General features: G+C 64.8%; 23 protein-coding genes. 7 read left to right on the plus strand and 16 right to left on the minus strand.

Annotated elements, in window-relative coordinates; genetic code table 11:
- Window positions 1-41: 41 nt before the first annotated feature.
- On the plus strand, window positions 42-1,187 hold the full coding sequence (locus VAR608DRAFT_RS10345; RefSeq protein WP_088953993.1) for a CaiB/BaiF CoA transferase family protein: 1,146 nt from the start codon (window positions 42-44) through the stop codon (window positions 1,185-1,187).
- Window positions 1,188-1,194: 7 nt separating this feature from the next.
- On the opposite strand, the gene VAR608DRAFT_RS10350 is transcribed toward VAR608DRAFT_RS10345, so the two are convergent.
- Entirely contained in the window at window positions 1,195-2,049 is an 855-nt protein-coding gene (locus VAR608DRAFT_RS10350) for an IclR family transcriptional regulator (RefSeq protein ID WP_231973411.1), read from the minus strand.
- 82 nt (window positions 2,050-2,131) lie between these two features.
- Between VAR608DRAFT_RS10350 and VAR608DRAFT_RS10355 the strand changes: the two genes are divergently transcribed.
- A complete protein-coding gene (locus VAR608DRAFT_RS10355) occupies window positions 2,132-3,160 on the plus strand; it encodes an acrylyl-CoA reductase family protein (RefSeq protein WP_088953994.1) in 1,029 nt (342 codons plus the stop codon).
- A 139-nt stretch (window positions 3,161-3,299) separates the two neighbouring features.
- Here the strand turns inward: VAR608DRAFT_RS10355 and VAR608DRAFT_RS10360 are convergent, their stop codons facing one another.
- The 6 genes from VAR608DRAFT_RS10360 to VAR608DRAFT_RS10385 all read right to left on the minus strand — a co-directional run bounded on the left by VAR608DRAFT_RS10360 (window position 3,300) and on the right by VAR608DRAFT_RS10385 (window position 9,815).
- Window positions 3,300-4,337, minus strand: a complete 1,038-nt coding sequence (locus VAR608DRAFT_RS10360) for an aromatic ring-hydroxylating dioxygenase subunit alpha (RefSeq protein WP_088953995.1) — start codon at window positions 4,335-4,337, stop codon at window positions 3,300-3,302.
- Window positions 4,338-4,355: 18 nt separating this feature from the next.
- Window positions 4,356-5,330 carry a Bug family tripartite tricarboxylate transporter substrate binding protein gene (locus VAR608DRAFT_RS10365; RefSeq protein ID WP_157730793.1) on the minus strand — a complete coding sequence of 325 codons (975 nt, stop codon included), beginning with the start codon at window positions 5,328-5,330 and terminating at the stop codon, window positions 4,356-4,358.
- 44 nt (window positions 5,331-5,374) lie between these two features.
- A complete protein-coding gene (locus VAR608DRAFT_RS10370) occupies window positions 5,375-6,928 on the minus strand; it encodes a bifunctional 3-(3-hydroxy-phenyl)propionate/3-hydroxycinnamic acid hydroxylase (protein ID WP_088953997.1) in 1,554 nt (517 codons plus the stop codon).
- Between the two features lie 61 nt (window positions 6,929-6,989).
- On the minus strand, window positions 6,990-7,856 hold the full coding sequence (locus VAR608DRAFT_RS10375; RefSeq protein WP_088953998.1) for a fumarylacetoacetate hydrolase family protein: 867 nt from the start codon (window positions 7,854-7,856) through the stop codon (window positions 6,990-6,992).
- Between the two features lie 22 nt (window positions 7,857-7,878).
- Entirely contained in the window at window positions 7,879-8,784 is a 906-nt protein-coding gene (locus VAR608DRAFT_RS10380) for a VOC family protein (protein WP_088953999.1), read from the minus strand.
- The gene (locus VAR608DRAFT_RS10385) at window positions 8,781-9,815 is read right to left on the minus strand and encodes an amidohydrolase family protein (protein WP_088954000.1); all 1,035 of its coding nucleotides are present in this window, start codon (window positions 9,813-9,815) and stop codon (window positions 8,781-8,783) included. The genes VAR608DRAFT_RS10380 and VAR608DRAFT_RS10385 overlap by 4 nt, the downstream gene beginning before the upstream one ends.
- An 86-nt stretch (window positions 9,816-9,901) precedes the next feature.
- On the opposite strand from VAR608DRAFT_RS10385, the gene VAR608DRAFT_RS10390 reads away from it, so the two are divergent.
- Window positions 9,902-10,828 carry a LysR family transcriptional regulator gene (locus tag VAR608DRAFT_RS10390; RefSeq protein WP_088954001.1) on the plus strand — a complete coding sequence of 309 codons (927 nt, stop codon included), beginning with the start codon at window positions 9,902-9,904 and terminating at the stop codon, window positions 10,826-10,828.
- Between the two features lie 65 nt (window positions 10,829-10,893).
- Here VAR608DRAFT_RS10390 and VAR608DRAFT_RS10395 read toward each other — a convergent pair whose 3' ends face one another.
- On the minus strand, window positions 10,894-11,826 hold the full coding sequence (locus VAR608DRAFT_RS10395; RefSeq protein WP_088954002.1) for a LysR substrate-binding domain-containing protein: 933 nt from the start codon (window positions 11,824-11,826) through the stop codon (window positions 10,894-10,896).
- A 106-nt stretch (window positions 11,827-11,932) separates the two neighbouring features.
- Here VAR608DRAFT_RS10395 and VAR608DRAFT_RS10400 point away from each other — a divergent pair, with 106 nt between their 5' ends.
- From VAR608DRAFT_RS10400 to VAR608DRAFT_RS10410, 3 genes are read left to right on the plus strand one after another with little or no spacing between them, the layout of a single operon-like run.
- Window positions 11,933-12,784, plus strand: coding sequence for an FAS1-like dehydratase domain-containing protein (locus VAR608DRAFT_RS10400; RefSeq protein ID WP_088954003.1), 852 nt, complete (start codon window positions 11,933-11,935; stop codon window positions 12,782-12,784).
- Window positions 12,785-12,806: 22 nt separating this feature from the next.
- Window positions 12,807-13,967, plus strand: a complete 1,161-nt coding sequence (locus VAR608DRAFT_RS10405; RefSeq protein ID WP_088954004.1) for an acyl-CoA dehydrogenase family protein — start codon at window positions 12,807-12,809, stop codon at window positions 13,965-13,967.
- Between the two features lie 18 nt (window positions 13,968-13,985).
- Window positions 13,986-15,167: a CaiB/BaiF CoA transferase family protein gene (locus VAR608DRAFT_RS10410; RefSeq protein WP_088954005.1), complete on the plus strand. Its 1,182-nt coding sequence runs from the start codon at window positions 13,986-13,988 to the stop codon at window positions 15,165-15,167.
- A gap of 16 nt (window positions 15,168-15,183) precedes the next feature.
- On the opposite strand, the gene VAR608DRAFT_RS10415 is transcribed toward VAR608DRAFT_RS10410, so the two are convergent.
- Genes VAR608DRAFT_RS10415 through VAR608DRAFT_RS10435 form a run of 6 tightly spaced genes read right to left on the minus strand, consistent with a single transcriptional unit; the run spans window position 15,184 to window position 20,534 of the window.
- Entirely contained in the window at window positions 15,184-15,987 is an 804-nt protein-coding gene (locus tag VAR608DRAFT_RS10415) for an alpha/beta hydrolase (RefSeq protein WP_231973415.1), read from the minus strand.
- 21 nt (window positions 15,988-16,008) lie between these two features.
- On the minus strand, window positions 16,009-17,691 hold the full coding sequence (locus VAR608DRAFT_RS10420) for an adenylate/guanylate cyclase domain-containing protein (protein WP_443082929.1): 1,683 nt from the start codon (window positions 17,689-17,691) through the stop codon (window positions 16,009-16,011).
- A 60-nt stretch (window positions 17,692-17,751) separates the two neighbouring features.
- Window positions 17,752-18,195, minus strand: coding sequence for a DoxX family protein (locus VAR608DRAFT_RS10425; protein ID WP_172843833.1), 444 nt, complete (start codon window positions 18,193-18,195; stop codon window positions 17,752-17,754).
- Between the two features lie 8 nt (window positions 18,196-18,203).
- A complete protein-coding gene (locus tag VAR608DRAFT_RS36905) occupies window positions 18,204-18,434 on the minus strand; it encodes a hypothetical protein (RefSeq protein ID WP_231973417.1) in 231 nt (76 codons plus the stop codon).
- A gap of 44 nt (window positions 18,435-18,478) precedes the next feature.
- A complete protein-coding gene (hppD, locus tag VAR608DRAFT_RS10430; RefSeq protein WP_088954008.1) occupies window positions 18,479-19,561 on the minus strand; it encodes a 4-hydroxyphenylpyruvate dioxygenase in 1,083 nt (360 codons plus the stop codon).
- A 4-nt stretch (window positions 19,562-19,565) separates the two neighbouring features.
- Window positions 19,566-20,534 carry a Bug family tripartite tricarboxylate transporter substrate binding protein gene (locus VAR608DRAFT_RS10435; RefSeq protein WP_088954009.1) on the minus strand — a complete coding sequence of 323 codons (969 nt, stop codon included), beginning with the start codon at window positions 20,532-20,534 and terminating at the stop codon, window positions 19,566-19,568.
- Window positions 20,535-20,935: 401 nt separating this feature from the next.
- On the opposite strand from VAR608DRAFT_RS10435, the gene ltrA reads away from it, so the two are divergent.
- Window positions 20,936-22,444 (plus strand): group II intron reverse transcriptase/maturase, encoded by a 1,509-nt coding sequence (gene ltrA, locus VAR608DRAFT_RS10440; RefSeq protein WP_231973419.1) that lies wholly within the window; start codon window positions 20,936-20,938, stop codon window positions 22,442-22,444.
- A gap of 67 nt (window positions 22,445-22,511) precedes the next feature.
- Here ltrA and VAR608DRAFT_RS10445 read toward each other — a convergent pair whose 3' ends face one another.
- Window positions 22,512-23,669, minus strand: a complete 1,158-nt coding sequence (locus VAR608DRAFT_RS10445) for a CaiB/BaiF CoA transferase family protein (RefSeq protein ID WP_088954010.1) — start codon at window positions 23,667-23,669, stop codon at window positions 22,512-22,514.
- 15 nt (window positions 23,670-23,684) lie between these two features.
- Window positions 23,685-25,631 carry an aconitase family protein gene (locus VAR608DRAFT_RS10450; RefSeq protein WP_088958715.1) on the minus strand — a complete coding sequence of 649 codons (1,947 nt, stop codon included), beginning with the start codon at window positions 25,629-25,631 and terminating at the stop codon, window positions 23,685-23,687.

The raw sequence follows: 25,631 nt of genomic DNA on the forward strand, positions 1-25,631 counted from the left end.
CGCGCCACACCATTCGTCAATCACTCTGGGAGAACCAAGGCATGGGTCCGCTGCAGGGAGTCAAGATCATCGAGCTCGCGGGAATCGGTCCCGCACCCTTCGCGGCTATGCTGCTGGCCGACCTGGGCGCGACGGTGATACGGATCGATCGACCCGTTCCGGCTCGACTCGGTATCGAACGCCCCCTAGAGTTCAACCTGCTGTTGCGCAACAGGCAGAACCTGTCGATCGACCTCAAGAGCGAGGCGGGCAGGGAATTGGTCCTGGAATTGGTGCAAAAGGCGGATGGCCTCATTGAAGGGTTTCGACCCGGCGTCACGGAGCGCCTGGGGCTGGGCCCCGATCCCTGCCTGGCCTGCAATCCGCGACTGGTGTATGGGCGGATGACGGGATGGGGCCAGGAGGGCCCATTGGCGCAGGCCGCCGGACACGACCTCAACTATATTGCTGTGACGGGGGTCTTGTCCTGGATCGGCCGATGCGCTCAAGAGCCGGTGCCTCCTCTCAACCTGCTCGGCGATTTCGCGGGAGGCGGACTCTATCTGGCGCTCGGCATGCTCGCCGCCATGCTGGAATGCCGCACGTCCGGTCGCGGCCAAGTGGTCGACGCCGCCATCGTCGATGGCACTGCGTCCTTGGCTACTTCGGCATTCGGTATGCACGCTGCGGGCCTACTTGGGGCACGGGGCACCAACATCCTCGATGGTGGTGCGCCGTTCTATGACGTGTACCGCTGCAAGGATGACAAGTACATCTGCGTTGCATCCATCGAGCCAAAGTTCTACGCAGAGCTTTGCAAGTTGCTCGGGCATTCGTCCGAGGAAATCGGGCTCCAGCAGGACCGACAGGCATGGGACACTTCGAAGGAGAAACTTCGGCAGATCTTCGAGTCCAGGACCCGGAACGAATGGTGCGCGTTGCTGGAGGGGACTGATGCATGCTTCTCGCCCGTGATGGAGCCCGACGAGGCAGCCTCGCATCCGCATCTGAAGGCACGTCAAACCTTCGTGGAAGTGGCGGGCGTGACGCAGCCGGCCCCGGCGCCGCGCTTTTCCCGCAGCGCGCCAGATGAGCCAAAACCTCCGGAGGCGCCGAGCGAGCGCAGCAGCCTGGATGCCCTGCGCAACTGGCTGGGAGAGGATGGGGCGAACAGATGGTCCGGTCAGATTGCGCGGACCGGCGTTTGAGGCCGCCTCAGGATCGCCGGCCGGCCGGCCTGTACGTGCGCGCGTTCGCGAGCGCCCGCGATGCCCGGCCGGCGACATCGATGACGAGTTCGCGCATCTTGGGCAGCGACTTCGCCATCCGATCTATCGGGGCAGCAAGCAGCAAGGCATGAGAGACCTGACCCATTCCGTCAACGAGGGGCGCGGCGATGCCCGCCGCCCCCTCCACGGCCTGACTCAGACTGATGGCACAGCCATCCTCGCGGATCTTGTGCAGATCCTGGCGCAGTTCCTCTATCGCGACAACTTCGCCGGTGACGGGACTGTTGAAAGGGCCCGTGGACAGGAAGGACTCGATCCACTCAGGCGTTTGATACGCCAGCAAGACACGGCCCGCAGCGGACACGAACAGAGGTCGGACCGCGCCGACTCCGACGGCGTATCGGACGGCCTGCCGGCTTTCAATAGCGTCGATGTACGAGACGATGCGGTGCTGCCGGTCCAGAGCAGTGAGATATGCGCTTTCGTCGCTCTGGCTGGCCAGCTCTTGCAGGAAGCCATGCGCGAGGCTGGTGTAGGAATGGCCCGCCATGAGATTCATGGACAACTGCAGGATGGCCGGGCCCGGCCGGTAACGGCCTGCCGAGTGGACCAAATAGTCCGATCCCACCAGCGGGCGCAGAAGCGCCAACAAACTGCTCTTCGGCGAGTTCAACACCTGGCTCAATTCCGTCAACGTCATGCCCTCCTCGACATTCGCGAGAGTCTCGAAGATGTTGAGGACCCGAACCAGCGAACGCGGGCTGCGAGAAAAAGGATCAGGGGTGGCCGCCTCGGCGTGGGCGGGAATCTCATCCGAAGCGGGTCTTTGAGTCATCTGCATGGGGAAATGAACTACTTCATTTTATCGAAGACCTCTCTTCACCAACCGGTCTGCGACAGCATCGCAATCACGATTGTCGAACATGAGAAACATTGACTGCATCTGCATCCTGGGTCCGAATCGGCCGGGCGCATCTCTTCTTAGACGGCCCCTGTCGGCGACAACCCCAGGCAGTATCGTTGTACGAGTCGAATACGCGGGATTGAACTACAAGGACGCGTTGGCGACGATGCCCGATTCCAAGGTGTTGCGTCACTTCCCCCGCATCGGTGGCAGCGACTTCTCCGGCGTCGTGGTGGAGTCCTTGGACCCTTTCTTTCGGCCGGGCGACAAGGTGTTCTCCTGCGCGAATGGGCTTGGTGTGGATCGGGATGGCGGGTTTGCCGAATTCGTAAGAATCGACGGTACCCACCTGCGACATCTACCCGCCGCGTTGTCCGCCTTTGAGATATGCGCCCTGGGCGTCGCCGGGATTACGGCCGCGCTTTCCCTTCACCTTCTGGAGGCGCAGGGGCTCGTGTGCGGAGCGGGGCCCGTGCTCGTCACGGGCGCCACTGGCGGCGTCGGCACCATGGCCATCGAGATGCTGGCCCGTCTGGGCCACGAGGTGATCGCACACACTGCAAAGCCTGAGATGCGGCAGCACCTGCTCGACCTCGGGGCCTCGGACGTGATCAGCACGACCGCAACCGAACGTCCCGGGAAGCCGCTCGAACGCGCAACCTGGGCCGCGGCCATCGACACCATCGGCGGCGATGGCCTCGATCTGATGATCCGGCGGATGATGCCCAGGGGCTGCATCGCCAGTGTGGGCAACGCGGCCGGAAACACCTTCGCGTCCAACCTTCTGCCCTTTATCCTGCGAGGCGTCAGGATCATCGGCGTCAACCTTACCGAGTACGCGGAACTGATGGACACACTGATGGCGAGGCTCGCCGACGAGCTCAAGCCGGTCCGAGCCCTCGGTCTCACGCAGATCGTTGACATGGAGGACGTCCCGCACATGCTCAACGCCATGCTGGAACGAAGAACGACGGGGCGCATCGTGATGCACCCGTTTCCCACCGGGCGCACGGCCTCGTGTGGGTTTCAATCAAGAAAAGGACCCTGACGATGAGCGCAGAACTGACCATTCACGACGACATTGCGCTAATCACACTACACCGGCCCGAAGTTCCTGGCATCGCCGTATGCCAGCTATATCTCGGGCGCGCTGATCCCCTGCGATGGGGGCGGGGCGCTGGAAAGCGTCAAGCCCGTGTTGGAGTCGGCTTTTCCTCGTTGGCGATCAGTTGCTTGAGGACGCGCCGTGCACGCACCGGGCCGCCGTCGGTTGCCAGCATCACGGGACGCAGCGAGTCGAGGTCGGTCGTGCCCATGTTGCGCTGTACGGCCTCGATCATGGGCTTGTCCTGGGTGTCGAAGGCCTTGCGCAGGGAGTCCAGCCGCATTGCGTCCATCGCCGGGTCCCGCTCGCCCCAGTTCCGCCCTTGCGCCCAGTAGTAGTGCGTCGTGGTTTCCGTCGCGGGCGTCATCAGGTGACAGCCCTGGCTTTCGTGCGCGTTCTCGCGAGGCTCTCCTTCAGGCAGGACACCCACCGTGAGCTTCATCACACCGGCGGGATCCCAGCGGACATTGAGCCAGCGTTGCACGCGCCGGTCGCCGGCCTCGTACCACTTCTGCAGCACCGGCGGTAGCACCTCGTTGCTGGTCAGGCGATTCGAGTAGACGGTGTTGCCTTCCTGAACGATCTCTGTTTGGGCACGCCGCACAGCGTCGCTTCCAAGCAGGCCAGGATGCAGGAACTCGATATGGCCGAGGTCCATGATGTTGTCCGTCATGAGCTCGTAGTGGCCCTCCGCCAGCGTGTAGCCCTTGACGTTCTGAAAGTTCGGATCGCTCAGGAAGTCGAACTCGGGGATGGCGGCCGCATCGGCCTTTTCTGCGTCTCCCATCCAGATCCAGAGAAGCTCGTATCGCTCGACGAGCGGATAGCTACGCACCACCGCCCTCGGCGGGATGTTGCCGTTGCCGTGAGGATTGAGGGTGCATGCGCCGCTGCAGTCGAACCGCAGGCCGTGGTAGGCGCATTCGATCTGGTCGTCGACAAGGCGCCCCATGTGCAGCGGCGCGAAACGATGCGGGCAGCGATCTTCGAGTGCAACGGCGACGCCATCGCTGCGCCGGTACATCACGACGGGCTTGCCGAGCAGCTGCTTCGCCAGCATGCTCGCGCCGAGTTCGTCGGCCCATGCGGCGACGTACCAGGCGTTCATCAGGAATGCCATGTCCGGTGCTCCTCGTTCCTATTCAGGAAGAATGTTCAGGTCGCTGGTGAGCCTGGCCCAGCGCGAGTGCTCGGCGGCAAGGTAGGCAGCCATCTGATCCACGGTGCCCGCGCCCTCGGTCATGGGGCCGATGTCGAGCAGGCGCGCTGCCATATCCTTGTCGCTCAGCACTGCATCGAGATCTCGGTTGAATCGCTGGATGGCTGCCGCTGGAGTGCGAGCGGGCGCGACGATGCCGACCCAACCGGCGTAGTCAAAGCCGGGAAGGGTTTCCGCAAGGGCCGGAACACTCTCCCAGCCAGCGATGCGCCTTGCCGTGGTCACTGCGATCGGGCGCAGCCTTCCGGCCTTGACCATTTGAGCGATCGATGGAACGTCGCTCACGATCACCTCGGTCTGGCCGCCGACCGTGTCGGTCACGCCAGCGGACACCGATGCATAAGGCACCGAATTCACCTGGATGCCGAGCTGTGCGGCAATGAGGCGCGTCATCATGCCGCTGAAGGTCTTGGGGCCTTCGTTGGCCACGCTCAGCTGTTCGGGGTTTGCCTTTGCGTAGGCGACGAGATCGGAGAGCGATTTGATCTTCGAGTTCGCGTTGACGGAGATCGCGAAAGGCACCTTGCCCACCATGCCCACGGGAACGAAGTCCTTCCTGGGTTCGTAGGGCAGGTTCTTGAAGAGGTAGACGTTGGTGACGAGCGCCGCCGCAGTAGCGAAATAGAAGGTGTAGCCGTCGGGAGCAGCCCTGGTGACCGCCTGAGCACCGATGGCATTCTGGCCGCCCGGCTTGTTCTCCACGACGATCGGCTGGTTCCACTTTCTCGAGAGCTGGTCGCTGATCATTCGCGCCATGGCATCGGCACCCGAGCCGGCTGGCTGCGACAGTACAAGCTTGACCGGCTTGTCGGGCCAGGTCTGCGCCGAGGCGGCGAAGGTGGCGGCGTAGAGCGCCGTCGCGCTGACCGAAAGGGTGAATTGACGTCGATTCATTGCATGTCTCCTGAGTTGGTATGTCTTGTTCTCGTGGGTCTTGGTCACGCGAGGCAGGCCTGCGCGACTCCGAGCATTGCAGCGGCTTCGTCGACCAGTTCCGCGGCCGCGCTGGTGGAAGCGGCCACGCCGAAGACATAGTTGTCGGGCCGCACCAAGGCCGCCCGGCATTCGTTGCGTTGGAACCAGTTCGCTGCGACGCCTTCCGTCTCCGGGGCCGATGCGAGATCGACGACTTGCAGCCCGGGAGGCGCACTCGCAGGTCCCCGGAACGTCGCGGCATCGGCGAGCACGAGTCGCCAGCCATTGCCGAAAACCGTATCCATGCGCTGCTTGCCCGTCCGGGTCCGAAGCCAAGGCTGCGGGAAGAGGGTTCCCCGGGCGGCATGCGGCTGCTTCGACAGGAGTCCACCTTCGAGCCGAGGCAGGATGTCCTGGCGCGGCGTGCCGCGGACTTGACCGCCGCAATCGGCCAGCATGCGCGAGTCACGCTCTCGAGCCTTGTCGACATCGCGCTCGCAGATCACCGCGCCGATGCCCTTGATCCGACTCGTGAGCTCGCGCACGTGCGCCTTGCGTTCGGTGCCATAGCTGCCGAGCAGCGTGTCGGCAGCTGCTCCGTGCACCTCGCCGGCGAGGACGGCGCCGAGTTTCCAGGAGAGATTGGCCGCATCGCGCACGCCCTGGCACATGCCCTGGCCCAGGAAGGGCGGCTGCATATGGGCGGCATCGCCCGCCAGGAAGACGCGACCTCGGCGCCACTCTACCGCGACCAGGGCGTGGAAGCGATAGCTTGCCTGGCGCCACAACTGCCCATCCTCGGGCCCGAGCCAGCGGGCCAACAACTTCCAGGTCTCCTCGGCCTTTTCGACCTGGCGCGGATCCTCGCCGGGCTTCAGCGAAATCTCCCAGCGCCGGTGGTTCCTGGGGCCGATCACCAGCGTGCACGGGCGCTCGGGTTCGCAGTACTGCACACTGACCTGGGGCAGCTTGGCGAGCCCGCGCTCGTTGACCAGAACGTCCACGACGAGCCACGGCTCATCGAAGTCGAGGTCCTCGAGCGGCATGTCGAGCTGCGTGCGCACGGCACTCGACCCGCCATCGCACGCGATCGCGTAGCGGGCACGGACGGTCTTCATGCCCTTGCCGGGGCTGTCGATCGCGAGGGAGACGCCATCCGTGTCCTGGTCGATGCGCAGCATCTCCACGCCAAGATCGACTTCGACGTTCGGCATCCTGGCCACCCGTTCACGCAGGGTGCGCTCGACCGCCGGCTGCGTAAACACCAGCGAAGGCGTGTACCCCTGGGGGTACGGCGGATCGACCATCGTCATGCGACGAATGAGCTGGCCGTCGACCCCGAAGTACTCGGAGTTGGTGAAGGGTTCGCAGAAGGGCTGCACGGCCTCGGCGACCCCCAGTTGCTGGAACACGCGCATGATCTCGTGGTCCAGTGCGATCGCGCGGGGGATCTGGTAGACATCGACGAGGCGCTCGCACACATAGACACGCAGTCCGCGTTGTCCCAGCAGCCCAGCGGCTACCTGGCCCACCGGGCCGTAGCCGATGATCGCCACATCGAACACGGCGGCGCTCATTGGGTAACCTCCGTGCTCCGCACTGCGGTGCGAGCCCCCTTCGGAACGGCCGGGCGGGGGCTCATGACGCCTCGTTCACGATCGGGTTGGACAACATGCCGACGCGCTCGATTTCCACCTCGTAGGTGTCGCCGGCCTTCATCCAGACGGCAGGCGTGCGGGCCTGGCCGACGCCCGCGGGCGTGCCCATCACGATCACGTCGCCGGGCTCCAGCGTGAGCACGTCGGCCAAGAGGGCAATGGTCTCGGCGACGCTGAAGATCATGTCGGTGGTGTTGGCGTCCTGCATCACCTCGCCGTTGAGGCGGCCCTGGATCTTGAGGCCCACTGCACCGGGCGGCAGTTCATCGGCCGTGACCAGTACCGGGCCGAAGCCGCCGGTGCCGTCGAAGTTCTTGCCGATGGTCCATTGCGGCGTGCGCTTCTGGTAGTCGCGCACGCTCATGTCGTTGAAGCAGCTGTAGCCGAAGACGTATTGCAGGGCGTCGGCTTCCCTGGTGTGACGCGGCACCTTGCGTCCGATGACGACGGCGAGTTCGGCTTCGAAGTCGAACTTCGAGGACACGCTGGGCACCACGCCCGCATCTCCGTGCGCGATCAGCGAGCTCGCCCCGCGGAAGAAGAACCACGGGTAGTCCGGCTTCTCGCGGCCGCCTTCCTTCGCATGATCGAAGTAGTTCAGGCCGAGGCAGACGGTCTTTCCCGGCTCGGGTACCAGCGGAGCAAGAGGCGTGTCGGCCAGCTTCGCCTTGGACTTCGGGTTCTCGAGCGCGGCGCGGCCGACGGCGTGCAGGTCGACGCCCGCCTCGAGCGCACGCCGCAGATCGCTGGGAACTTGCGGTTGCGCGTCATTCAGGTCAATCAGGGTGTCGCCTTCGACGACGGCCAGGCGGGGCGCGCCATCGCGCAGGTAGGTGGTGAATTTCATGACAGAGGTGCTTGGTTGGAGATCAGGGATTCGGAGCGAAGAAGACGCGCTTTTGCGCCTGCTTCAGCGTGGCGCCGGGAGGCGGCGAGATGCCCCATTGGTCCACGCGGCCGGGAGGCCACTTCCAGTGTTCGGGGCCGTGCGAGGCGTAGCTGTCGTCGATCTGTTCCACTTCGGCCGTGTATTCAATGACCACGCCAAAGGGGTCGAGAAAGTAATTGAAGAGGTTGTTGCCGGGCCCGTGGCGGCCCGGTCCCCACTGAATTGGGAATCCGGCATCCTTCATGCGACCGCCGCCGCGCATCACCGACTCGTAGTCCGGCATCAGGAACGCGATGTGGTTGAGCGCGTCGTTGTCCGAGATGCCGATGGCGATCGTGTGGTGATCGCTCGCGCAGTTCATGAAGGCCATGATCCCGGTGCGATCCGCGAGACGGAACCCCAGCGCCTGCTGCAGGAATGCTTGCGTTTCATCCACCGCGTGGCTGTTGAGCACCACGTGCGTGAGACGGATGGGCCGATCGGCAACGAGCGCATCCTCGGAGCGACGCGCGTCGCCGTGCACGACCTGGAAGACCCGGCCATGCGGATCCTTGAACTTGAGGCCGATACCCCCGGCCGGATCGCGCGTCAGTTCATGAGGCGCCGCAAGCAAGGTTCCTCCGGCGGCCAGCACCTGGCCTTGGATCACATCGAGCGCCGCGCGGCTGCGCGCACGCAATGTCACCTGTCGAAGCTGCGGCACCTCGCCACCGCGATGCAGCGCCAGCAGGTAGGTGTTGCTGCCTGTGCCGCGCAGGTACAGCGCGTCGTCGCCTCGATGCGCCACTTCGAGGTTCCAGGTGCGTGTATAGAAGTCCTCGGCCTTCGCCAGGTCGGGAACAAGGAGCGCCACGCTGCGCAAACTCTCGATCCAGGGTGAACTCATGGGGTGGTCTCTTTCGTCGTCAGGCCGAGAAAGCGCTCGGCGTTGCGGTGCACGAGCGCGCAGGCGGTGTCGGCGTCGAAGCCGGCGGCTTCGATGCGTTGCACCGGCGTGCGATCGTGGAAGTTGAAGGGGTAGTCGGTTCCCACCAGCAGTTGACCGGGACCGAACTGATCGACCAGATGGCGAAGCATCGGCGTGTCGAACACGAGGGTGTCGTAGAAGAGCTGGCGTGCCTGCAGGGCAGGGGAGGCGCCGATGCTTTCCTTGAGGGCCGGAAAGACGCCCCATCCCTGCTGAAGGCGCGGCAGCAGCGAGGCCAAGGTGCCGCCGCCGTGGCTGAAAGCGATGCGCAACCGCGGTCGTCGCAGCAGCAGATTGCTGGTGATGACAGATGCTGCCGCCAGGCCCACGTCACCCGGATAGGCCAGCACCTGCTGCAAGGGGGCGGGTCCGACGAGGCGGTCCATGCCAGCGGGCCGCAAGGCATGCACGAACACCGCTGCCCCCATGTCCTCGCAGGCTTCGAAGAACGGGTCGAGTTGCGGGGCGCCAACCGGGACGCCATTGATATTGCTGCCGATCTCCACGCCGGCAAAGCCAAGCGTCCTCACGACGTATTCGAGTTCGGAGATCGCCAGGTCGATGTCCTGCAGCGGCACGGCCCCCAGTCCGGCGATGCGACCGGCGCCTTGCCGGGCCATCTCCGCGATGCAATCGTTCGTGTAGCGAAGCAGTTGCTGCGCGTCACCTGCTGCCATCCAGTACGACAGCAGCTCGGGCATCGGCGAGACCACCTGCAGCGCCAGGCCCATCCCGGGGAGATCCTCCAGGCGGCGGGCGGTGCTCCAGCAGGCATCGGACACCGTTCGGTACACCTTGTCCGCGATCATCACGTGCCGGTGACATGCGTGTGCGGGGGCCATGGACGGCCAGTCGGCAGGCACCTTCGCGCCGATATAGCGCGGGAAGGATTCGGGCACCACGTGCGCATGCACGTCGATGCCGCAGTTGCAGGCGGTCGTATGTTTCATCGTGTCGAGACTGTCTCCGGGGCGCAATCCTAGAAATCGGCGTCAATCCTGTACAGCCGTTTTGGCCGATACATAAAATCGGTTTCATGGATATTCGTTCGGTCGACCTCAATCTCCTGGTGCTGTTCGATGCGATGGCGCGGCTGCGCAGCGTGAACAAGACGGCCGAGGAGATCGGCCTGAGCCAATCGGCCACCAGCGGCGCGCTGTCACGATTGCGGGAAGTGTTCGACGACGCGCTGTTCGTGCGAACGGCATCGCGAATGGAGCCCACGCCGCGGGCGCTGGAACTTGCGCCGGCAGTGCACAGGGTGGTTCAGGCCATCCAGTCGGAGATCCTTCAGCAGCCGAGCTTCGATCCGCTTCGTGCCGAGCGGACATTCACCATCCTCACGCCGGACATCGGCGAGGTGGCTTTCTTGCCGGGCGTGCTGCGGCGCCTGCGGCAGGAGGCGCCACGGGTGCGGCTGCATGCGCTCTCCAAGCCCAGAGCGGCGGCTGCGGAATCCCTGGAAAAAGGTGAAGCGGATCTGGCGGTCGGCTTCTTTCCCGACCTGCAGCGCGCGGGCTATTTCCAGCAGGCGCTATTCACGAGTTCCTATGCGTGCGTCGCATGCGCGCGCAACGATGCGGCCGGCGATCGCATGACCCTCAAACAATACCTTGCGGCTCGACATGTGGTTGTAAGACCCGATGGACGGGAGCACCTGTTGGACCGCTACCTCGATGACAAGGGCTGGCATCGGCCGGTGACTTTGGAGTTGTCGCATTTCATGAGCCTGGTGTCGATCCTGCCGGGCAGCGATCTCATCGCCACGGTGCCCCAGGACATCGCGACGGTCCTCGGGCGACTGGTCAAGGTGCGCGAGATCGCGCTGCCGTTCAAGCCGCCTCCATTGCAGGTGCGGCAGTTCTGGCATCGGCGGATGCAGAACGACCCCGCGAACCGCTGGTTGCGGGACCTCTTCTATGCGGTCAACCGCCGCGATACCGGCGCGCAGATGCCCCTCTGAGCGGCGTCCGCGACGGCGGCCAGGCGTGCTGTCTGCCAGCAGCCGCCTGATCGATCGTCCGTTCCCTAGGGAATCTCCCCGATCCAGCGAGCCGGCCAGGCGCTGGAAAGAACCATATCGCGTATCACGTCGTGCACCAACGAGTGGACGGCCGACTTCGCCGGAGTGGTCGGACGCGCCATGCTGGTGGCGCACACGACCCTGCGCGTCATCGCGGAGCTTTCCAGGCGGGCGCTTCGAAGATTGCCTTGCGCCACCTCTTCGGCCACGGAGCCAAGGGGCAGGATGGTTGCGCCGATTCCCGACTGCACTGCGAGTTTGACGCTGCGCAGGGCTTCGACTTCGGCCACGACATTGGGTTCGATCGACAGGGGCGCGCAGGCGTCGTCGATGATCTTGCGCAATCCGTGCTCTTTTCCCGGCAGGATCATCGGCCGCCGGGCGAGCGCCGACAAAGGAAGGCGCTTGGGTAGCTTGGGGCCCGTTGGCCCATCGACGAAGACCAACCATTCATCCAACAGTGGCTGCTTGAGCAGGCCGGGTTCGATGGCGTCACCGAAGAGCACCGCCAGATCGAGTCGTCCGGACTGCAGCCACTCGCGCAGAAACCCGCTGTAGGCCTCGACGACCTTGAGGCGCACCTCGGGCAGCCGAGTCCGGCAGGCGCTGAGGATCGCAACCGTGGCGGTCAGGCCAACGGTGGTCGGCAGGCCAATGGCCACCTCGCCTCGCGGCACCGAGCCAAGTTCGCGCACGGCGTCACGCGCTCTTTCAATGTCGGAAAGGACCACCTTTGCGTGGTCCAGGAAGACCTTTCCAGCATCGGTCAACGTGACGCCGCGGCTCGACCGATTGAAGAGTTGAGCGCCGACCTCCGACTCGAGGGCGGCAATCTGCTGACCCAGCGCCGGTTGCGCGACATGAAGCCGGGTCGAGGCCTTGAGCAGGCTTCCGGCCTCGCTGGCGCCGATGAAGTAGCGAAGTTGCCGTAGTTCCATGGCTATCCGTAAATCGTCTATCGGATAGCCCCATTATGTATTTCTCAAGGAGCGTCCGAATCCCGAGAATGACTGCACCGGACCCCACTCAAAAGGAGACAAGTCAATGGCTGTCGACATTGATCATCTGCGCACCTGGATCGACAAGACCGTCGTCATCGACGACCTGGTGACACCTGTGCCGCTCAAGGCATTGACCGCGACGCTTGATCGCGACGATCCACCTGTAGGCCCGGATAGTGCGGTGCCGCCCTGCTGGCATTGGTTGTACTTCCTGCCGCTTCCCCAGCAGTCGGAAATCGGCCCCGACGGGCATCCCCGGCGAGGAGGCTTCCTGCCGCCGGTGCCGCTCCCGCGACGGATGTGGGCGGGCAGCCAGCTGAGCTTTCACAGTCCTCTGCACGTCGGCCAGCGCATCTCGAGGACATCGCGGATCGCGGATGTTCGCTTGAAGGAAGGTCGCACGGGGCCACTGGTATTCGTGAACGTCGATCACGAGATTCACGCTGAGGGGACACTGGCGATCTCGGAGCGCCACGACATCGTGTACCGCGACATGCCTGCTCCCGGCGAGAGCGCTCCGGCCGGCGTGGCGGCGCCTGAGGGCGAGGAGTGGAGCCGCCGCATCGAACCCGATGATGTGCTGTTGTTCCGCTACTCGGCGCTCACGTTCAACGGCCATCGAATCCACTACGACCGCCGCTATGTGACGGAAGTGGAGGGCTACCCGGGCCTCATCGTGCACGGACCGCTGATTGCCACGCTGTTGCTGGATCTGCTGCGGCGCAGCCTGCCCGATGCGCAGGTCAGGAACTTCTCATTTCGCGCCATCAAGCCGCTGTTCGACGTTGCGCCCTTCACGGTCTGTGGTCGTCGCGAGGACGCCGAGACCGTGAAGCTCTGGGCCCGCAGCCCGGAGGGCCATCTCGCGATGGACGCCACCGCGAGTCTGTACTGAACACGCCTGCAAGGAGACACCCATGTTCAACGAGAGCGACGAGTATCAGGAAATCCGTGACGCCATCCGCCAGTTGTGCCGCCAGTTTCCGGACGAATACTTCCGCGAGATCGATCGGAAGGATGCGTACCCCGAAGCGTTCGTCAACGCGCTGATGGAGGCCGGCTGGCTGGCGGCCATGATCCCCGAGGAGTACGGCGGCACCGGGCTGGGCCTCACGGCGGCCACGGTGATCATGGAAGAGATCAACCGCAACGGCGGCAACGCGGGTGCTGTGCACGGCCAGATGTACAACATGGGCACGTTGCTGCGCAACGGAAGCAAGGCGCAAAAGGAGAAGTACCTGCCCGGCATCGCAGCCGGCAAGCTGCGCATCCAGTCGATGGCCGTCACGGAACCGACGACCGGGACCGACACGACGAAGACCAAGACCACCGCGCTAAGGAAGGACGGCCGTTGGGTTGTCAACGGCCAGAAGGTCTGGATCTCGCGTGTCCAGCATTCCGACCTGATGATTCTCCTGGCCCGTACGACGCCCTTGGCCGAGGTGAAGAAGAAGTCCGAGGGGATGTCGGTCTTCATCGTCGACTTGCACCAGTCGATCGGCAAGGGCCTCGAGGTGCGTCCCATTCCCAACCTCGTGAACCACGAGACCAACGAGCTTTTCTTCGACAACCTCGAGATTCCCGAGGAGAACCTGATCGGCGAGGAGGGCAAGGGTTTCAAGTACATCCTCGACGGCCTCAATGCGGAGCGCACGCTGATTGCGGCCGAGTGCATCGGGGACGGCTATTGGTTCATCGAACGTGCCCGCAAATATGCGAACGAGCGCATCGTGTTCGATCGGCCGATCGGGCAGAACCAGGGGGTTCAGTTTCCCCTGGCCGATGCGTTCATCGAGGTCGAAGCGGCCAACCTCATGCGCTTCGAGGCGGCGCGTCGCTTCGATGCGCATCAGCCTTGCGGCGCACAGGCCAACATGGCCAAGTTTCTCGCCGCCAAGGCGAGCTGGGAGGCGGCCAACGTGTGCCTGCAGACGCATGGCGGCTTCGGCTTCGCGAAGGAATACGACATCGAGCGCAAGTTCAGGGAGACCCGCCTCTACCAGGTGGCGCCCATCTCCACCAATCTGATCTACGCGTACGTTGCCGAGCACATCCTCGGTCTGCCGCGTTCGTTCTGACCCTGCGAGGAGCCTGTCATGAAACGACCTCTGGATGGCGTGACGGTCGTCACCCTGGAGCACGCAATCGCGGCCCCGTTCTGTACGCGTCAACTGGCCGACCTGGGCGCCCGTGTGATCAAGGTGGAACGCCCCGGTGTGGGCGACTTTGCGCGCGCCTATGACGAGCGGGTGCAAGGGATGGCCTCGCATTTCGTCTGGACCAATCGCTCGAAGGAGAGTTTGACGCTGGACGTCAAGCATCCGGAGGCGCAGAAGGTGCTGGCACAGCTGCTCGAAGGCGCGGACGTGCTGGTACAGAACCTGGCGCCCGGTGCGGCCGCCAGGCTGGGCTTGTCTTTCGAAGCGCTGCATGAGAAGCATCCCAGACTCATCGTGTGCGACATCTCGGGCTACGGGGACGACGGCCCGTACCGCGACAAGAAGGCCTATGACCTCCTGATTCAAAGCGAGTCGGGCTTCCTCTCGGTGACCGGATCGGATGCGGAGCCTGCGAAAGCGGGTTGCTCCATCGCGGACATCGCGGCCGGGATGTATGCATACACCAGTATCCTTGCCGCTCTCATCCAGCGCGACAAGACGGGCCAGGGGAGCCGTATCGATGTCTCGATGCTCGAGAGCATGGTCGAATGGATGAGCTATCCGCTCTACTACGCGTTCGAGGGGGCGGCCCCGCCGCCGCGAGCCGGCGCGGCTCATGCCACGATCTATCCCTATGGGCCATTCCCGGCCGGCGATGGCCGCACGGTCATGCTGGGACTGCAGAACGAGCGCGAGTGGATGGCCTTCTGCAAGACGGTGCTGGGGCAGCCGGAACTCGCGGTCGACGAACGCTTTGCATCGAACACCAGGCGCGTAGCCAACCGCGAGGCGCTCCGGGCGCTCATCGCTCAAGGCTTCTCGTCGCTCACGCTCGAGCAGGTCGTCCAGCGCCTGGACGACGCCCAGATCGCCAACGCCAGCGTGAACGACATGCACGATGTCTGGGAGCATCCGCAACTGAAGGCACGCAAGCGGTGGACCCAGGTCTCGACGCCAGGCGGGCCGATCCCCGCGCTGTTGCCGCCCGGAAGGACGGAGGCTTACGCCCCGCGGATGGATGCCGTGCCCGGCCTTGGCCAGAACACGGACGCCATCCTGCACGAACTCGGCTGGATGAACGAGCAGATCGCGTCGATGCGAAGCGCCAACGCCATCTGATGAAGCGCGGCCGCCATCAATGTGCGGTGATCCAGGCCGCAATACGATCCACCACCTCGGTCTCCAAACCGTTGTAGCCGTGGTGGCTCCAAGCCTCGCAGGGGTCGCCCTTGCTGATGCCGCCGCTGACCGGGATGAGTTCCTTGCGCGGCGCGCTGGTGAACTTCTCCATCAGGCCCGAGGTCTCGCTGAAGGGGCACTGCTTGCAACCGTCCTGCTGGTGGTGCACCACCAGCACCGGTACGGTGACGCGATCCAGTGGCATGGCCGGCACCGGGCGGCCGCGCGGGTCGCTCAGGATGGTGGAGGTCAACACCAGGCCGTCCGGCCCTCCATCGGCACGCGGCAGTTGCGTGCTGATCCAGGCGGCCGACTGTGTGCCTCGGCTGGTGCCCACCAGCCACACCGGAACCCCGGTCTTGTCGCGCATCCATCCGATCACCGCCTTCAGATCGGCCACGTGCTCGGGCGTCTGGCGAAAGCCATTGAGGAACGGCGCCGACTGCCGGTCCGAGGGTGCATCGACGACCGCCACGGCGAGGCCTTGCTGCCTGAACAGGTCGCGTGTGCGCACAAGGAAGTTGCCATCGCCCCAGTTGACGCTTCCGTTAGGAAATATCTGCAGGCCACCGTGACCGCCGGCCAGCAGAATGACCGCGGCGCGCGGCTTGTCAGGGGCGAGGTAGAGGAAGCGCTGCGTCACGCCGGGTCGTGTCGGAATGTCGACCACCTGGGCTGCGGTCTGCGCCCTCGGCGAAAGGGACAGGACGAACAACAGCAGAAACAGAAACGACCGCCGGCGAGCCATGAAGGGTTTCACGGTGAACTCCTTGGAAAGAGATCATCGACTTCGAGCGTCTACTTCAAGCCGCGCCAGGGCGGGCGAATCGAGCACAAGGACATCCAGGGGGGCCTGTCTTCCGCGCACCGAGATGCGCTGCACGGGTGGCATCTCGGATTCCGGAATGCCTGCGTTACGGGCTGCGAAGTCCGAGATCACGAGCGTCGCACTGCTCAACTTGGTCTGGTCCTGAAGGCGGCTCGCCGTGTTCACCACCTCGCCCACGGCCGTGAACGAACGTACGCCGCGATGCCCCACGTCGGCCACGGCGGCGCTGCCAGCGTGTATTCCAATCCCGAACGCCAGCGGCTGCCCGAAGTCCGCCTCGAACACCGCACTCCAGGCGCGCATGCGTTCGTCGATGAGCTTTGCGGCGTGGACGGCGCCGCGGCAGGCGTTCTGAAGATTTCCTTCCAGGCCGAAGAGGGCCATGACGCTGTCGCCGATGTACTGATTGGCAACGCCGCCCGACTCATGGACTGCGTCGCCGACCAGCGCAAAGTAGTGGTCCAGGACGTAGACCAGGTCGAAGGGCCATTGCTTCTCGGACAACCCGGACCAACGCCGCAGATCGACGAACAGCACGGCCACTTCCCGCTCGCTGTCGAGCCTGTTCAGGCTGGCTGTTCGGGCGGTCATCACCGGCGTGACCTGCAGGTCACCCAGCGGTCGCAACTGACATGCCAGTCGGACGTTCTCTCCAGCGCGCACCCGGGCGAGCGTTCGCTGTTCATCCGGGCCTGGCGGAGGGGAGTTTGCAATGGGGCCCGAAACCCGAATGCGGCAAGTCGAGCACCGGGCCCGACCGCCGCACACGGACAAGTGCGCGATGCCGTGCTTCCGACTGGCTTCCAGGACGCTCCAGCCCAAGGGAACCCTGACTGTCCGGTCGGGGTAGGTCAGCGTGATCGTTCGTCCTCCCAGGCGCTCCGATCTTGCCCTCCATGCGAGCGCGAGCAGGAAAGCCGACAGGCCGGCAGCGTAGCCGATGCGCCCAGTGCCGACAGCGTCCTTGAGCAGCGCGGAAACGCTTGAAGGCGGCTGACTGTTCGCGATCGGTTGGGCTGCGGCTTCGCGCCCCATCGACAAGAAGCCGAGCGCCGCAATGAGGGGCAGGACGACGGCGGCCGTCAGCAGGAGAGGCTGTGCATGTCGCCAGGAAGAACGCTGGCGCAGGGCGAAGTGCAGTCCCATGCACCCATGGGTCCAGGCCACCACCATGATGAACATCTGCCACCAGCCGCCGGTACCCCAGAGATTTCGCAAGGTCTGCGCATAGGTCGCCTCGAATCCGGCCAGCGTGTAGGGCCCGCGCGTCGCTGCCAGGTGCGAGGCCAGCAGCAGCGGCAGTGCCAGGCCGAGGCCGATTCGAAGCATCTGGGGGACGGGCATGCGCAGCGTGCGGCGCTCCCAAAGGGCCGAGAACGCCAGCACGAGATGAATGAACGCGGCACCATACAGCAGCAATGTGCCTGGCCACGAATGCCAGAGCGCGGTCGCCCAGCGCAATGTCGTCTCGGCGGCCTCCAGCGACACCAGGCCCATGGCGTGGTTGAGCAGGTGCAGCGCCACATAGATCATGAGCACCCAGCCACTGGCCCAGCGCAGGTTGCGGCGGGAAAGTGGAGGCAGCGCGGGCTGTTTGAGCAACGAAGTCATCGGCGCATGAGCATAGCGCCGCATGAATGAATGCCGATCCTCCTCCAGCCCGACGCTGCGTCGCTTTGCTTTCGGGATCTCGATCTAGTTGAGGCCGCGCTGGCGACCTGCCAGTGCGTAGCGGCCGGCGCCCAGCAACATCACGGCGAACGCGCCGAACAGGTACAGGCCCTGCAGTTCGAGCGCCCAACCGCCCTGGTTCGTCAGCTCGAAGAGGTGGCCGGTATGCACCAGCAGGACGGCCACGACCATGTTGACGACCACGACGGCGGCCGCGGCGCGCGTCCACAGTCCTGCAATCATCAAGGCAGGCGCGAGGATCTCGCCCACGTAGACGAGATAGCCCAGCGCACCGGGCAGGTCGTGGGCGGCCAGCATCTTGAGGACGAAGCCGGGACCGGAGCCGAGCTTGAACAGTCCATGGAGAAGCACCAGCACGCCGACAGTCACGCGCAGGACCAACTTGCCGGCGTCATCGCCCCAGGATGGAGCCAGCCCCTGCCTGGAGTCGGTTGCGGGGGCAGCCATTACCGCGTTCATTGCAGATGCTCCAGGTTCTGGTTGGGTGCGTGGGCGATTGACATGGCTTCGGCCTGCGAAAGAGCGCGGGCGAGCACGAATGACATCGTGTTGATGATGAACTCCTTGAAAGGGGGGTGAATTGAGAATTCGAGCCAGCTTAGCCCCTCGGGCGCTGCGCTTCGATGAGCGGGAGTTTGCTTGCCGCGGCCGAACTTGAATGTGCGTTTACGCACATCCCGGAGCAAGTCGTTTTCGCCCGTTCTGCAGGCTCTCTCTCACTGCAAGGAACTCAGTCGGCCTGCAAGACGCCGCGCTGGATCTGGTCGCGCTCCAGCGATTCGAACAGCGCCTTGAAGTTGCCTTCGCCGAAGCCTTCGCGGTAGTCGCCCTTGCGCTCGATGAATTCGAAGAACACCGGTCCGAGCATCGGCTGCGAGAAGATCTGAAGCAGCAGACGCGGCTGGCCGCCTTCCGTCGTGCCGTCCAGCAGGATGCCGCGTGCCTGCAGCTCACCCACCGGCTGGCCGTGGCCGGGGAGACGCTTTTCCAGGTTCTCGTAGTAGATGTCGTTGGGCGCGGTCAGCAAGGGAATGCCGGCCATCTGCAGTTGGTCGATCGAGTCGAGCAGGTTGTCGGTCAAGAGGGCGATGTGCTGGATGCCCTCGCCATTGAACTGCATGAGGAACTCTTCGATCTGGCCGCCGCCCTGCTTCGCCTCCTCGTTGAGCGGGATGCGGATCAGCCCGTCGGGTGCGGTCATGGCCTTGGAGGTCAGCCCGGTGTACTCGCCGCTGATGTCGAAGTAGCGGATCTCGCGGAAGTTGAAGAGCTTGGCGTAGAAGTCGGCCCAGTAGGCCATGCGCCCACGATAGACGTTGTGCGTGAGGTGGTCGACGACCTGGAAGCCGTGGCCCTCGGGGTGGCGCTCCACGCCCGGGAGGAATTCGAAGTCGATGTCGTAGATCGACTTGCCGTCTTCGAAGCGGTCGATGAGGTACAGCGGCGCGCCGCCAATGCCCTTGATGGCAGGCAGGCGCAGTTCCATCGGTCCGGTGGGAATTTCGATCGGCTGTGCGCCCAGCTCGAGCGCGCGATGGTAGGCCTTGTGCGAATCCTTCACGCGGAAGGCCAGGCCGCAGGCCGAAGCGCCGTGCTCCGCGGCGAAGTACGCGGCCTGGCTCTTCGGCTCCCGGTTGACGATGAAGTTGATGCCGCCCTGGCGGTACAGCAGCACGTCCTTCGAGCGATGCCGCGCCACCAGCTCGAAGCCCATCTTCTCGAAGAGCGGTTCCAGGACGTTGGGCGCCGGAGAGGCGAATTCGACGAACTCGAAGCCGCACAGGCCCATGGGATTGTCGAAGAGATCAGTCATGGCATCAGTCCAGTTGGACGCCCGCCTTCTTGACAAGGCCGGCATACCGGTTGATTTCGGTTTCGAAGTAGCTGCGCGAATCTGCCACCGACATCGGCCGGATCACGTTCTGTTGTTCCGCCATGGCCTGCTTGGCCTCGGGCGTGTTGAATGCAGTGACCACTGCGTCGTGAATCCTGTTGACGTCGGCCGGCTTCATTTTGGCAGGGCCGATGACCGCGAACCAGCCGTTGATGTCCACGTTCGGAAAGCCTTGCTCCGCATAGGTCGGAACATCAGGCATCGATGCGACGCGCTGGCGCGTGGCGACGGCGAGCGGGCGCAGCGCGCCGCTCTGGACATAGGGCTGCGCAACCGGCACGGAAATGATTCCGAACTCGACGACGCCGGCAATGATGTCCGTCACCATGGGTGCCATTCCCTTGTAGGGGATGTGCCTGGCCTCCACGCCCAGTTCGTCCAGCAGTTGCGCCGCAGCCAGGTGGATGATCGTGCCATTGCCGGAAGATGCGAAGTTGTACTTGCCGGGCTTCGCCTTCAGCATCGCCTGCAGCTCCTTCACGCTCTTGGCCGGAACCTTGGGATTGACCACCAGGACGAATGGCGTGGCGCCGATCACGCAGATCGGCGTGATGTCCTTCAGCGAATCGAATGGCATCTTCTTGAAGACGCTCGGGTTCACCGCGTGATTGTTGGAAACCCACCCCAGGGTGTTGCCGTCAGGCGCGGCCCTGACGATCTGCTGAGTGCCGGGAATGCCACCGGCGCCGGCAATGTTCTCCACCACGAGCGGCTGGCCGAGGGCCTTGGTCATCTGGGGCGCCACGGAGCGAAGCTGCATATCGATGCCCGAGCCGGCGCTCGCAGGCACGATGAAGCGAACGGGCGGCTTGTCCTCTGCATGGACCGCGCCGGCGGCGAATCCGGCGATGGCGGTGGCGAGCAGGCTGCGGCGAGTCAGGTTGAATTGCATGTTGTCTCCTGTGCGCCGGTCAAAACCGGCAAAGTGTTGTGAATGAAAGTTTCATACGTTGAAGGCTTAGCCAGCTACGGCGGCCCCGAGTCATGCGTGCACATCCGCGAGGGTGTGGGCGAAGCGTTGATAGGGGGACGAGCGGGCCGGGTATCGAGCCGCGTAATACATGCCCCGTGGCGACAGCTGCGGGTGGTCCGGGGTGCCGAGGCAGTAGGAGAATGCCGAAGGTCACACCGTCGCTGCCGCATTGGCGAGGCAGAGGCGGACCCCGCGCGGTCAAAGACCCCGAGCACGCACGCAAGCACTTTGTTCGGGAACCGGGAGATCCCGCGTCCTTCTGCGCAGCGCTGGGAAGCGCTGGCTGCAGAGCGCATCGTGAAGCCCAAGGGCGTACGACGATGAGCCACAGGCGCGGGAAGTCGGACTGCTGCGTAGTACCGAAGAAGCTGCCGAACAAGGCTGCGGGGGAAGCTCCTGCGGCGGCGGAGGTGGTGGAGGGAAGGCGGCAGGCCAAGGGAAATGCCATCGCGGCGCGCATGTCCCGCAGATCGGTGCGGGTCTATGACATGGGAACCGCGCTCGATGGCATACGACAGACGGCAAAGGGCCGTCGTGATGCGAAGTTCACGGGACTGCTGCATCACATCTACGCGGTCGAACGCCTGCGGGCGGCTTACCTCGCGCTCAAGCGCGACGCGGCCGCCGGGGTGGACGGCCAGACCTGGCAGACGTACGGACAGGACCTGGAGGGCAATCTCCTGGAGTTGTCCGAGCGGCTGGCCCGAGGGGGCTACCGGCCCCAGCCTGTGAAGAGGGCGTACATCGACAAGGCCGACGGCAGCAAGCGCCCGCTGGGCGTGCCGGCGCTGGAGGACAAGCTCGTCCAGCGTGCCACGGTCGAAGTGTTGAACGCCATCTACGAGCAGGACTTCCTCGGGTTCAGCTACGGCTTCAGGCCCGGGCGCAGCGCGCACAACGCGCTGGATGCCGTGGCGGTGGGTGTGGGCGCAAGGAAGGTGAACTGGATACTCGATGCGGACATCGCCAAGTTCTTCGACACGATCGAAAGGGACTGGCTGGTGAAGTTCATCGAACATCGCGTGGCTGACACGCGCGTGGTGCGGCTGATCAAGAAATGGCTGCACGCGGGCGTGCTGGAGGACGGCAGGCTCACGCAAGGTGAGTTGGGGACGGTTCAGGGCGGGAGCATCAGTCCGCTGCTGGCCAACATCTACCTGCACTATGCGTTGGACCTGTGGGTGAAGCAGTGGAGGGGGCGCCATGCCCGGGGTGACGTGATCGTCGTGCGCTACGCCGACGATTGGGTTGCGGGGTTCCAGTTCCGTGATGACGCCGAGCGCTTCCAGCGCGCGGTGGCCGAGCGGCTGGGCCAGTTCGGGTTGAAGCTGCATCCCGAGAAGACGCGGCTGATCGAGTTCGGGCGCTTCGCCCACGAGAACCGACGCCGCAAGGGACAAGGCAAGCCGCAGACCTTCGACTTCCTGGGGTTCACGCATTGCTGCGGGACGACCCGAAAGGGCAAGTTCATGGTCCTGCGACTCACCAGTGCCAAACGCCTGCGAGCCAAGCTGCAGGTGATCAAGCTCGAACTCAGAAGGCGCATGCACCAACCCATCCCGGAGCAGGGCCAGTACCTGCGGGCGGTGGTGACTGGGCATGCGCGCTACTTCGGCGTGCCGTGCAACGGCGCGCGGCTGAGGACATTCCGCCATCAGGTCGTCGGGCTGTGGCATCGCACGCTGTGCCGCCGCAGCCAGAGCCACGACCTGCCTTGGCGACGCATGTATCGCTTGATGGCGCGCTGGCTGCCTGTCCCGAACATCTGCCACCCCTACCCGAACCAGCGTCTGATCGTCATGACCCAAGGCAGGAGCCGTATGCGGTAGCTCCGCACGTACGGATCTGTGGAGGGGGTGTTGGGTGACTGACATTCCTACTCTGACTCTTGAATGATTACGCAGTGCGGCTGGCTTCAAGCCTCGAAAGAACCTCGTCCGTGTGTTCACCCACGCGCGGCAATGCGCGACGCACGCCGGGGCGCCGGCCGCCCATCAGGAGCGGAAGCAAGACCGCCTTGGTGATGCTGCCGTCCTCGGTCTGCATGTCCACGAGTCCGCCGGATTGGATCAGGTGCGGGTCGCTCACGAGCTGGTCGGGGCTCACGATGGGGGCGTAGGGGATGCCCGCCGATTCCAGCTTCGGCGTCAGTTCGGCGAGCTTGTGGGTCTTGAGCGTCTGGCCGAGTCGCTCCAGCAGCTGCGGGCGTTGCGCGACGCGCTGCGCGTTGGTCGCGAGGTAGGGATCGGCCGCGAGGTCGGGGCGATCGAGCACGTTGCAAAGAATCGCGAACTGCTTGTCGCTCGTTGCGCCGATGAAGAGCTGCTCGTTGTCCGCGAGCGTGAAGATGTCGTAGACGCTCCAGGCCGAAACACGCGACGGCATGGGCGGGGGCGGCTCGCCGCTCATCAGGAATTGCTGCATGTGCTGCGCCGCCAGCAGGGTGCAGTTCTCGAACAGCGCGCTCTGGATTTCCTGTCCGCGGCCGGTGCGATGGCGCTCCTGCAGCGCCGCAAGGGCTCCGATGGCGCCGAACATGCCGCCCATGATGTCGTTGACGGAAGAGCCGGCGCGCAGCGGCTGGCCCTTCGGTCCGGTCATGTAGGTGAGGCCGGCCATGTTCTGGACCACCTCGTCGAGTGCGAGGCGCCTCTCGTAGGGTCCGGGCAGGAAGCCCTTGTGGGACACGTAGATGATGTACGGGAACTTCTTCGAGAGCTGCGCGTAGTCGAGCCCGAACTTCGCCATGAGGCCGGGGCGGAAGTTCTCCAGCACGATGTCGCACTGGCCGATGAGCTCCTCGGCCGTGTCGCGGCCGCTTGGCGTGTTGATGTCGATCAGGACGCTCTTCTTGTTGCGGTTGAAGGTCCGGAAGAACCCCATGCCAAGACCGGGAAGGTTGCGGGTCTTGTCGCCACCGGGTGGCTCGACCTTGATGACCTCGGCGCCCAGGTCGGCCAGGATCATCCCGCAGGTGGGACCCATGACCATGTGGGTGAACTCGACGACGCGAACGCCTTCCAGCGGCAGGCCGCTTCCTTCTTGCTTTTCCATGATGTTCCTTGAGAGTCAGGCGACAGCCCGCGCACGCAGCTGTTCGAAGCTGAGGATGTGACCGGCGATGGCGCTCGCTGCGACCGTCGAAGGGCTGGCCAGCCAGACCTGGCCGGGTCCCGAGCGACCGGGGAAGTTTCGATTGATGGCGCTCACGGTGACCTGGTCCGGGCGCTCGGAGACGCCCGGGCCGGCGTTGACGCACGCCCCGCAACCCGGCTCGATGAGTTCAGCCCCGACGCGCTCGAACGTATCGAGCATGCCTTGCCTGGCGCAGTATTCGCGCACGTCCTGGCTGCCGAACTGCAGGATGAGCCGTGTGCCTTCGGCCACCCGCAATCCGTGGTCTTGAGCCCAGTGCAGGACTTCATGGACCCGCTGCAGGTCCTCGCGCTTGCCACCCGTGCAGGAACCACCGTAGGCAATGTCCACGCGCACCGGCGCGGGAAGTTCCGATACGGCCATGCCTCGCCCTGGGTCGCCGGGCTGGGCCAGCATGGGCTCGATGCTGCTGCAATCGACCTCGAGAACGTGCTCGATCTCGGCATCGGGGTCGCTTGTCATCCAGGGTTCCAGCTGCACCTCGATGCCACGCCGTTCCCGAAGGAATCGCACCGTCTCGGCGTCGGGAATGACGAGTCCCGTCATGCCCCCGATCTCGGCGACCATGTTCGTGAGGGTGGACCGCTCGTCGGTGCCGAGCGTGGCGACGACCTCGCCCGTGTACTCGAACACCTGGCCGATGGCCCGGCCCTCGCGAACATACGGCAGTCGCAGCAGGTGCAGCACGATGTCCTTGGCTTCGACGCCCGGCCGGAGCCTTCCATGGAGTTTCACCCGGCAGGTCGCAGGAACCTGGGTGCGGATCTCGCCGGTCAGCCATGCGCATGCCATGTCCGTGGAGCCCACGCCGAAGGCAAACGCGCCCAGGGCACCGCAGTGCGTCGTGTGCGAGTCGGTGCCGATCGCGAGTTGTCCCGGCAGGACATAGCGCTCGCTCATGATCGAGTGGCTGATGCCTTCGGACCCTTCGCGGTCCTTGAGGAAACCATGCAGCGTCGCCCCATGCTGCCGGCTGAAGCGTTGCTGCACCTTGGCGAGGGCCTGCGCGAGATCGAGCATGCCGATCTTCTTGCGCTCCTCGGGCATCGCGCGTTCGACGAAGGTGAGGTGGTCCGAGAAGAAGATGATCGTCGACGGGTCATGCAGCCGTACATCGGTGCCCATCTCGCGCTCCAGCGCGGCGATGCCGAGCGGCGAGCTGTACTCGTGCGCATAGCGCCAGTCGGCCTTGGCGAAGACCGAATCCCCGGGCCGGACAGTCGCTCCCCCGCTCGCTCGCGCGATGATCTTCTCGGCGTAGGTCATCGGACGCGGGGCCGTCGGCCGAGGCGGCAAGGTCCAGCCGTCGCGGCGGGCGCGCATGAGGTTGAAGAGACCTCGCCGGCGGATGAGCTCGGTGGTGAGTTCGTCTTCGCCGCGGGTGAATTCCTCGACCGGAATGGCCTCGCCCCGGCGGATTCGATCGATGAGACCGAAATCGGTCGAGGTGAAGATGCCCAGGTTGCGGCAGTTCTGCCGATAGATGCGCTCGAAGTTCTCGGCGATCACCAGACGGATGCCTGCACACCACTCGGCGAAGGGACTGGCCTCCCGTGACGAGCCCTTGCCATAGCGGCGCCCGGCGACGGTCACGCCAAAGCCGCCGTTGCGGACGCTGTTGGGAACGATCGGCGTGCGGTCGCCGGCCTTGAGGCCAAGGTAGGGATAGTCGCCGAGCTTTTCGTCGTAGTGGTAGGTGATCCAGGTCGGCGAGATCTCGTCGGTGGAGATGTCGGTGCGCAGCGGCTGCGCCTCTTGCAGGGTCAGGTCCTGCCCGGCCAGCTGGCGCTCGATGACGGCGGGGTCCTCGCAGAGGAACAGGATACGGCCGTCGAAACGGATGGTCTCGGTGTGGGTCAT

Source organism: Variovorax sp. HW608 (assembly GCF_900090195.1).
Taxonomy (GTDB): domain Bacteria; phylum Pseudomonadota; class Gammaproteobacteria; order Burkholderiales; family Burkholderiaceae_C; genus Variovorax.

Bases quoted from the DNA above. Each gene is read 5' to 3' on its own strand.
- hppD (WP_088954008.1), bottom strand. From the start codon at position 19,561: ATGACTGATCTCTTCGACAATCCCATGGGCCTGTGCGGCTTCGAGTTC.
- VAR608DRAFT_RS10395 (WP_088954002.1), bottom strand. From the start codon at position 11,826: ATGGAACTACGGCAACTTCGCTACTTCATCGGCGCCAGCGAGGCCGGA.
- VAR608DRAFT_RS10400 (WP_088954003.1), top strand. From the start codon at position 11,933: ATGGCTGTCGACATTGATCATCTGCGCACCTGGATCGACAAGACCGTC.
- VAR608DRAFT_RS10375 (WP_088953998.1), bottom strand. From the start codon at position 7,856: ATGAAATTCACCACCTACCTGCGCGATGGCGCGCCCCGCCTGGCCGTC.
- VAR608DRAFT_RS10385 (WP_088954000.1), bottom strand. From the start codon at position 9,815: ATGAAACATACGACCGCCTGCAACTGCGGCATCGACGTGCATGCGCAC.
- VAR608DRAFT_RS10410 (WP_088954005.1), top strand. From the start codon at position 13,986: ATGAAACGACCTCTGGATGGCGTGACGGTCGTCACCCTGGAGCACGCA.
- VAR608DRAFT_RS10390 (WP_088954001.1), top strand. From the start codon at position 9,902: ATGGATATTCGTTCGGTCGACCTCAATCTCCTGGTGCTGTTCGATGCG.
- VAR608DRAFT_RS10425 (WP_172843833.1), bottom strand. From the start codon at position 18,195: ATGGCTGCCCCCGCAACCGACTCCAGGCAGGGGCTGGCTCCATCCTGG.
- VAR608DRAFT_RS10380 (WP_088953999.1), bottom strand. From the start codon at position 8,784: ATGAGTTCACCCTGGATCGAGAGTTTGCGCAGCGTGGCGCTCCTTGTT.
- VAR608DRAFT_RS10345 (WP_088953993.1), top strand. From the start codon at position 42: ATGGGTCCGCTGCAGGGAGTCAAGATCATCGAGCTCGCGGGAATCGGT.
- VAR608DRAFT_RS10435 (WP_088954009.1), bottom strand. From the start codon at position 20,534: ATGCAATTCAACCTGACTCGCCGCAGCCTGCTCGCCACCGCCATCGCC.
- VAR608DRAFT_RS10370 (WP_088953997.1), bottom strand. From the start codon at position 6,928: ATGAGCGCCGCCGTGTTCGATGTGGCGATCATCGGCTACGGCCCGGTG.
- VAR608DRAFT_RS10355 (WP_088953994.1), top strand. From the start codon at position 2,132: ATGAGAAACATTGACTGCATCTGCATCCTGGGTCCGAATCGGCCGGGC.
- VAR608DRAFT_RS10360 (WP_088953995.1), bottom strand. From the start codon at position 4,337: ATGGCATTCCTGATGAACGCCTGGTACGTCGCCGCATGGGCCGACGAA.
- VAR608DRAFT_RS10420 (WP_443082929.1), bottom strand. From the start codon at position 17,691: ATGCGGCGCTATGCTCATGCGCCGATGACTTCGTTGCTCAAACAGCCC.
- ltrA (WP_231973419.1), top strand. From the start codon at position 20,936: ATGAGCCACAGGCGCGGGAAGTCGGACTGCTGCGTAGTACCGAAGAAG.
- VAR608DRAFT_RS10445 (WP_088954010.1), bottom strand. From the start codon at position 23,669: ATGGAAAAGCAAGAAGGAAGCGGCCTGCCGCTGGAAGGCGTTCGCGTC.
- VAR608DRAFT_RS10450 (WP_088958715.1), bottom strand. From the start codon at position 25,631: ATGACCCACACCGAGACCATCCGTTTCGACGGCCGTATCCTGTTCCTC.
- VAR608DRAFT_RS10405 (WP_088954004.1), top strand. From the start codon at position 12,807: ATGTTCAACGAGAGCGACGAGTATCAGGAAATCCGTGACGCCATCCGC.
- VAR608DRAFT_RS10350 (WP_231973411.1), bottom strand. From the start codon at position 2,049: ATGCAGATGACTCAAAGACCCGCTTCGGATGAGATTCCCGCCCACGCC.
- VAR608DRAFT_RS10365 (WP_157730793.1), bottom strand. From the start codon at position 5,330: ATGAATCGACGTCAATTCACCCTTTCGGTCAGCGCGACGGCGCTCTAC.